Source organism: Vibrio sp. M260112 (assembly GCF_036533775.1).
GTDB lineage: Bacteria > Pseudomonadota > Gammaproteobacteria > Enterobacterales > Vibrionaceae > Vibrio.
Genome location: NZ_JATABH010000056.1, coordinates 24,247 through 32,301 on the forward strand (window position 1 = coordinate 24,247; position 8,055 = coordinate 32,301).

The 8,055-nt window shown below is 45.4% G+C and carries 7 protein-coding genes; all 7 read right to left on the bottom strand.

The window, feature by feature from the left end; all coding sequences use genetic code 11:
* Positions 1 to 10: 10 nt before the first annotated feature.
* On the bottom strand, positions 11 to 1,192 hold the full coding sequence (cqsA, locus tag QTN95_RS17560) for an alpha-hydroxyketone-type quorum-sensing autoinducer synthase (protein WP_331418389.1): 1,182 nt from the start codon (positions 1,190 to 1,192) through the stop codon (positions 11 to 13).
* A 210-nt stretch (positions 1,193 to 1,402) separates the two neighbouring features.
* Positions 1,403 to 2,359, bottom strand: a complete 957-nt coding sequence (locus QTN95_RS17565) for a TDT family transporter (RefSeq protein WP_331418390.1) — start codon at positions 2,357 to 2,359, stop codon at positions 1,403 to 1,405.
* Between the two features lie 124 nt (positions 2,360 to 2,483).
* Positions 2,484 to 3,884: a H(+)/Cl(-) exchange transporter ClcA gene (gene clcA / locus QTN95_RS17570; RefSeq protein ID WP_331418391.1), complete on the bottom strand. Its 1,401-nt coding sequence runs from the start codon at positions 3,882 to 3,884 to the stop codon at positions 2,484 to 2,486.
* 418 nt (positions 3,885 to 4,302) lie between these two features.
* Entirely contained in the window at positions 4,303 to 5,283 is a 981-nt protein-coding gene (locus tag QTN95_RS17575) for a CobW family GTP-binding protein (RefSeq protein ID WP_331418392.1), read from the bottom strand.
* 97 nt (positions 5,284 to 5,380) lie between these two features.
* Positions 5,381 to 6,316 carry a ribosome biogenesis GTPase YlqF gene (ylqF, locus tag QTN95_RS17580; RefSeq protein ID WP_138970686.1) on the bottom strand — a complete coding sequence of 312 codons (936 nt, stop codon included), beginning with the start codon at positions 6,314 to 6,316 and terminating at the stop codon, positions 5,381 to 5,383.
* A gap of 62 nt (positions 6,317 to 6,378) precedes the next feature.
* Positions 6,379 to 6,891, bottom strand: a complete 513-nt coding sequence (locus tag QTN95_RS17585; RefSeq protein WP_331418394.1) for a GGDEF domain-containing protein — start codon at positions 6,889 to 6,891, stop codon at positions 6,379 to 6,381.
* A 174-nt stretch (positions 6,892 to 7,065) separates the two neighbouring features.
* The coding region (locus QTN95_RS17590) for a transketolase-like TK C-terminal-containing protein (protein WP_331418393.1) at positions 7,066 to 8,055 on the bottom strand (990 nt) is incomplete at its 5' end.

Here is an 8,055-nt window from a genome sequence, read left to right on the forward strand (position 1 = left end):
GGCCTGAAGATTAAAGAATATACATGTCTGATTGCTCAGCTGCTTTGGAGCATACGTAAATAATTTTATCGAGTTGCTTTTCGCTAAGAGAACTGTTTAGAGAGAATCTAATCAAGTTTTTATTTCTTGCTGTTGCCGGCCGACAAAATACGGCACCAAATAGACCATGATGTTCTAAAAAATTGCGCACTTTTTCTGTATTTCGTTCGTCACCAGTTTCAAGTGAAATAATTTGAGAATGGCTACGAATGGTAATGTTCTTTTTAACCAGTTCATGTTTTAAATAATGACTGATCTCCTCTAATCGACGACGTCGCTCATCACTCGCTTTTATAACTTGTAAGGTCATATCAAGCCGTTCAACTTCGTAGGGTAAAAGTGCAGAGCTAAAAATAGCAGGGTAAGCAACGAATGGGATACACTGATTTGCCTGATTATTACACCATATAGCACCAGCACGATAAGCGAATGTTTTGGCGAGACTTGCGGTCATAAAATCAACCAAATGAGTAAGACCAAGTTGGTGAAGTAGACCGGCTCCTTGTGCGCCAAAAAGACCAAGCGAGTGAGACTCATCGACAACAATCGCACAGCCATATTCCTTAGCGATGGATATCATATCGCTGATTGGGGCAATGGTACCGATAGTGCTGTATATCGAATCAATGACAACAACACCTGCGCCATGCCGTTTAAGTAGTTTTTCAAGATGACGGACGTTGTTGTGCATAAATGGGTGGACATCGCACCCAGCAATTCTTGCTCCCTCCCATAATGACATATGAGCAAAAAAGTCGACGTAAACCTTTGTGTGTTGGTGACAAATTGTTTGCAGTAGAGCGATGTTCGCTTCCCAACCAGATTGAGAAAGTAAACACGATTGAAACCCAGTGAAGCTCGCTAACTGATGCTCAAGACTCGGTTTACGCTCTTCGCTCTGTAGGAATATTCCAGACATTAACGGGCTGGTTTGGCAACTTGCTATCGCATTGATATGTTGTTTAACAATCAGATCATGATTAGCAAGGTCAAGATAATCATTGCTCTGAAGAACAATATCATCTTGTTTAGGTGTTAAACCGAGAACAAGATGCCGCGAATTATCATTTTGATTGATAAGATCTTCAATATGATGATTAAGCTTGTCGTGAATAAATTGTGGCAAGGCCGATTGGTTGTGTAATGTATTCATTTTTGAATATCCTTTTTATTGCGAGACAACGCCAGCTGACAAAGGATATATGTATCAAATGATGAAGTTATGCGAGTGCGGTATTTAATATTTGTAGTGTTGGCTACAGAGATAAATATTGCCTATATTTATAGCTGCTCTTCCTATATAGGCTTTAGCCATCTTAGGGCGATAAAATAATACCGTCCATTGTGTGTTATTTTGAAAAATCTATCTATTGTCAGACAAGATTTCCGGCCAATACATTTTGAAATAACCAACCGTTACCCAGACCACCAATCCGGTGGCGACGGAAAGTTCAAATAGACCAAATCGATGTAACCAGTACCAGTGAGGATAGTTTTCACCAAAGAAAGAGGTGAGACGGTGCATAGCAATCGCACTAATCACGGAAGGGAAGGTGACTGCTGCGATGGAAGGCTGAAACTTGAGACGCATCAAGCGTATGTAACAGAGATAAATCAGTAGCGTCATAGTAATAGCGATTCCCGCCAGTGCACCTGTCAAAATCGGATCTGGATGAGGAAAGTTAACTAGGTAAGACGCTAATGTAAGGTTGATGGGTGCCGCCATTATGGCAAGTGTTGGTTTGGCACGCTTAGGCAACATTCCTTCAAAAACGAGACGATAGAGAACCAACGGCAGCATAAAGAAGTAAATGCCGATGCAAACCATAACCAGTGATTCAGAAAAAACGTTGTGACCAAATTGAGTGCCAGCTAACGAACTACTGATAAGGCCAACTGGATAGAGAAACCAGCTTGGTACGATGTTGGACATTTTGAAGTTCAACAACTGAAAAGTGAAGAACAAGGTCATCATTGTCAGATGCAATAGTAGGGCTACAAACCAAATTGGGTAAGCGATCACCGGCGAAATAAGGGCGAGATAATCACACAAAATCAACAGTGCCATGCTCATTGGAGCCATAAGACTGCCACTCAACGGGTGACGAATGTCATTAATAAAAGTGGAGTAACTGGTGAGATATTTTACCAAAACCGGAAAAAGCAATAGTGCCCCAAAACCTGCAAGGTAAGGGCGTATTAGCTCACCGATTTCTGGAATGTAGAGTGCCCAAGCATGACCAAGACCGATCATACCGAGAGCCAAAGCGGCTTGAGACGGAGGGACACTCTGGAATTGAGTAAAACGTCGCCAGTTCAAAAAGATTCATCCTATATGCTGCTAAATCGGCGTGATAAGCAAAGCTATCTTTTGACTGAGACACTCCTTTGCCTTGCTTTAATCTGCGGCGATAATAGCAAGCCAAACGGTTGCGAGGCAAATCTCATTGCGCATTTGTCGGGAGATCTTTCTGTCTTAACTTCTCATTTTTAAGAGTTCGATGCAGCAGTTGGTTGTAGATCGGTTGTCCACCTAGCATTTGAGCAAAAATAACGGCCCCCAAGCTGGTGATGATTAATGGCAGGATTAGGTAGTAGTTGTTGGTCATTTCTATTACCAACAAAATGCCGGTGATAGGAGCCCGAACCGTCGCAGCAAATAGGGCTCCCATACCCGCGATTGCAAACATACCGGGTGTAATCGGTAACTCTGGAAATAGTCCTTGTGCAATGAGACCGAAAGCGTATCCAAACAGCGTCCCAAGTGCCAGCATTGGCGCAAAAATGCCACCTGGTGCCCCTGAACCAAAACAGATCATGGTTGTAGCGATACGTGCGACGAACATCAGCAATAGTATCGACGCGCTGTAGCCGCCATTAGTAATATTGGGAATAAGGCTTATACCACCCCCCGTCACTTCAGGGAAGTAAAGCAGCATAATGCCAAAGCAACCACCAATAAGTGAGCCTGTGATCAAGTAACGTTTACGGTCATTTCTATGCAGTTTAACGAACAGATCCTGTGACAAAGTCACCAGTTGGTTAAACACAACCCCAAACATGCCAAACAGGGCACCAAGAAGGAGAAAGAGCCACAAGGTCGCGAGATCTGGCGCTTGATATTGGGGCATGGTGATGACTGCATCTTGACCATTGATATAGCGGAACACAATGTTGGCGGAAATGGCGGAAATAATCACCGCTCGAATAGAGATTAGCGAGTAACGAAACTGCGGACGCATCTCTTCAACAACGAACATAATCCCCGCAAGAGGCGCGTTAAAAGCAGCCGCTAGGCCGCCGGCCGCACCTGATGCCAGCAAAGAGTGTTTGGTGTCGTCATTGTCGACTTTAAAAATGTCGGTCACCATACGACCTATCGCTCCACCCATTTGCACCGTTGGGCCTTCGCGTCCCAGCACCATACCAGAGCCTAATGCACCCATGCCACCAAAGAACTTTACTGGGATCACTCGCCACCAGCGCACAGGGCGAATTCCATCCATCGCCCCTTCGATTTCAGGGATACCAGAACCGGCAGCCTCTGGAGCGAATCGATGAACTAAAAAATAGCCGATGAAAGCGAGTGACGCGCTAATGATAAATGCCGCTAACCACAATGGAAGTAGGCTGCCAATCTCGCTTTTTAGCCACTCTGTACGGGTTTCTGATACGAAGTGAACTGCAATTTCGAAATAGGTGCCAACGAGCCCAGCTAGCACTCCAACTAGGAGTGAAAGAAACAACACGGAAATCGGAGTCTTGTCCTTGGAGAGAAATTGATTAATTGCATCCTTAGGAACTTTTGCAAGGAAGGAATGCTTCAATTTTTCTCTATTGGTCATGGACGTGAGGGCTCCGTAATTTGAGGATAGATGGGGTATAGTGCGAATTATACGCCGGTCTTAGACTAACTATAGCGACAAGATTGAAATATTGATTTTCATAATTGATAAAAAGACAACAAGCGAACGGATGGAAAATGAATAAATACTGAAGCGAGTTCACAATAGTGACGTATAAATGCCTTGCTGAAGCTTGCAAAACTGGGGATTTGAACCATAGTTTAAGTGTAAGGCAATCTGAACCGACCCGCATGGAGGAAATTGTCGCCTTACCTACAATTTGGATGGATTCAACGAAATATTTGAAAGCCTCGTCATTGATCAGGTCGCAACTTATGACTTCCTGATTCGCAAACTCACGATTGAGTAACGAGGGATAGGGCGCACTTACGGTGCGCCTTTTGTCGTTTAATGAGGCCTACTGTTCAAGGTTGGCAATTCTTTTCAAGACGGACTCTAGCTGGTCCCAAGGGAGTAGTTGGCTGTCGATCACCTCGATGCGGCTCTCAAAGCCTTGTAGTGACATTTCATTAACGGACACAACGCCATTACTTACGTTGAATGCGTAGCAACCGTTCGTGGTATTTAATACCCCTTTCACGCGTTCCGCTGTGAGATCAGATAGCATCGAGAATAATAAATCAAAATCAAAAATAACTTCCGCGCCAAATAGCCAGCCACAGCTGAAATAGCCCTGACCTTTGTTTTCCTTACGCACGTAGAGCTGATCGGGAGCCAACGCAAACTGAGGTTCTTGCTCTGCGTGTTCATGATGATGCTGCGCTAGCTCAGAAGATGGAGCATTGTTGCGGCGTTGACTATCAAGTAGCTCAATAGGAAAGCGTCCTTGTTTGACTAGCTGACTGTAGATTTTAGGTGGATTTTGATCGGTGACCCAGTCATTAAAGGTATCAATATCGCTCACATGGCACTGGTCAACTTTGTTACCGATGATAATATCCGAAATGGCCAGTTGATCGGTAAAGTTGCTATTCTCGGTATATTTGGGGTTCGATAAGTTGCGCGGGTCTACTAAGCCTATTGTTGCACGCAGATCGATATAGTCAGCGAATTGAGCAGATGTTAACGTTGCCAGCACCTTGTGAGCATGGCCTAAACCCGTAGGCTCGACAATTAAACGATCGGGTTTCGTGCGCAGTAGCGCGGTTATCGCGACAGACATTGGTACCCCAGCAGCACAGCACATACATCCACCAGGAACTTCTTTAATTAACGCACCTTGATCTGTCATCATGGCACCATCGATACCTATTTCACCAAACTCGTTGACCAAAACGGCCCACTGCTCGTTTTGTGGCTTTTCTTTAAGCAGGGAGAGAATAGCTGTTGTTTTACCAGTGCCTAGAAAGCCTGTAATGATGTTGGTAGGAATTTTCATCAATCATGTTCCTGTGTGGTTTTTGTTATAATATAACAGAAATCTCGGGTAGTGGAGTACAAAAAGGGCAGCGGAGAAGCTGCCCTATAACAATCGCTTAGCGCTTGTTTTTCAGATACCGTTTGCGACGTTCTTCTTTCTTCTTCGCTTTCATTTCTGCTTTATGTGCCGCTTCGATTTCAACTTCGATAAGCTCTTGTGTAATCATCTCAGGTAATTCTAGGGTGATTTGCCCTAACGTGCCGTTACGCAGTTCGTGAAGCAAGATTTCTGAACATTTATGTAGGTCAACTCGCCCGCCAGCACGTAATGCTCCTCGGCGGCGACCGATCTCTTCCATCAGTTCAATGTCACTGTCCGGAAGTTCTTCGATTTGGTAGCGTTCTTTAAGACGTTCAGGGTAGGCCTTAGCTAAGTATTCCACCGTATAGAAGGCAACTTCATCATATTCCATCGCCGTATCCTTAACTGCGCCGGTGGCGGCAAGGCGGAAACCACTATGTGGATTCTCAACTTTTGGCCATAGAATTCCCGGTGTATCAGAGAGAACGATGCCGTTTTGCAGATTGATCCTTTGTTGGCGGCGAGTCACTGCTGGTTGATTGCCTGTAACGGCAACTGCACGCCCCGCAAGCGTGTTAATGATGGTTGACTTACCCACATTCGGAATACCCATGATCATGGTGCGAATGTTTTTGCCAATCTCTTCTCTATGAGGTGCGAGTTTACGACATAGCTCAAGGATCTTTGTGACTTCTTGAGTGTTGCTGGTGGTGATGGCCATCGCCTTAACGTTGTTTTCTTTCTCAAAATGGTCAATCCACAACTGAGTTAACTCAGGATCTGCCAAGTCACGTTTGTTGAGAACCTTAACGACAGGCTTGTCGCCACGGAGTTCGGAGATCATCGGGTTCTCGCTACTAAAAGGGATGCGAGCGTCCAACACTTCGATGATGACGTCAACTTGAGGAATTGCTTCTTCGATCTCTTTACGGGCTTTGTGCATGTGCCCAGGAAACCATTGGATAGACATAGGATTAACCTTGAAATTCAAACTTGCGACAATTGTAAGGAGAAATTGCCCATAGTAAAGCGCTAAACGGGAGATGTGTCATGTTTAGGCTCGATTCTATAATGGTTTCGTCCCGTTTCCTTGACCCGATACAGGGCACGATCTGCGGCTTGAATCATCGCTGAAAGTTCGTCGTAATGATCAATATGGGCGCTTGTAGCACCAGCACTGATGGTGATGAACTCTGCTGTTGCCGAGGTATGGTGCGGTATGTTTAGTGCGTTAACCGAAGCGACTAATTGACTTACATAGGGCTCAAGATCGATGGGCATGTCATTTGCCATGATGATGCAAAACTCTTCGCCACCGTAGCGAGCAACAAGATGTTGATAGGGTGTCTCGACCGCGCTCAGACACTTTGCCACTTCAACTAGGGCGCGATCGCCTTCGATATGACCATAGGTGTCATTGTAAAGCTTGAAGTGGTCTATATCGACAATAACAACAGCGATGTAATGATACTGTTCCAGCTCGATGTAGGTATTTGCGGTATCGTAAAGGTGCCTGCGATTGGCTATGCCGGTTAAGGAATCGATGGTCGATTGCTTCTACCGCAGAGCAGAACCTCGCAGCAACGCATTCCGTCAAGGAAAACGCACTTCAGCTTAAAGGGCAGGTCAGTGAGTTCTATCAACTAGCCAAACGATTTGAAGAGAAATAAAAAAGCCCTGCTCATTTGAGCAGGGCTTCCACTTAGAAGAGTGCGTTGATTACGCTAGCAATTCTTTTGCTGTGTTTACTACGTTTTCAGTAGTGAAACCAAACATCTTGAACAGTTGGTCAGCTGGCGCTGATTCACCAAATGTTGTCATGCCGATGATCTTGCCACCGAAACCAACATACTTGTACCAGAAGTCCGCAATACCCGCTTCGATAGCGATACGTGCTGTGACGTCTGATGGCAGTACTGCTTCGCGGTATGCTGCATCTTGCTTATCGAAAGCATCGGTTGATGGCATAGAAACAACGCGAACTTTCTTACCTTCTGCTGTTAGCTGTGCTGCTGCTTCTACCGCTAGCTCTACTTCAGAACCTGTTGCGATAAGGATAAGCTCTGGCTTACCTGCACACTCTTTCAGGATGTAAGCACCTTTAGCGATGTTGGCTAGTTGCTCAGCGTCACGCTCTTGTTGTGCAAGGTTTTGACGAGAGAAGATAAGAGATGTAGGGCCATCTTTGCGCTCGATTGCCAGTTTCCAAGCAACGGCTGACTCAACTTGGTCACATGGACGCCATGTGCTCATGTTTGGCGTTAGACGTAGAGAAGCCATTTGCTCCACCGGTTGGTGAGTTGGACCATCTTCGCCTAGACCGATAGAGTCGTGCGTGTAAACTTGGATGTTCTGAACTTTCATCAGAGCAGCCATACGCATTGCGTTACGCGCGTATTCCATGAACATTAGGAATGTTGCACCGTATGGTACGAAACCACCGTGTAGCGCAATACCGTTCATGATAGCCGTCATACCGAATTCACGCACACCGTAGTGAATGTAGTTACCAGAGGCATCATCAGCAGATACAGACTTAGAACCGGACCACATCGTTAGGTTAGAAGGTGCTAGGTCAGCAGAGCCGCCTAGGAATTCTGGTAGCATGGCACCGAATGCTTCTAGCGCATTTTGTGACGCTTTACGTGAAGCGATGTTGGCTGGGTTAGCTTGTAGATCAGCGATGATCGCGTTGGCTTTCTCTTCCCA

Excerpts from the sequence above, each read along its gene's own strand:
- cqsA (WP_331418389.1), bottom strand. The coding sequence starts at position 1,192 with ATGAATACATTACACAACCAATCGGCCTTGCCACAATTTATTCACGAC.
- clcA (WP_331418391.1), bottom strand. The coding sequence starts at position 3,884 with ATGACCAATAGAGAAAAATTGAAGCATTCCTTCCTTGCAAAAGTTCCT.
- QTN95_RS17575 (WP_331418392.1), bottom strand. The coding sequence starts at position 5,283 with ATGAAAATTCCTACCAACATCATTACAGGCTTTCTAGGCACTGGTAAA.
- ylqF (WP_138970686.1), bottom strand. The coding sequence starts at position 6,316 with ATGTCTATCCAATGGTTTCCTGGGCACATGCACAAAGCCCGTAAAGAG.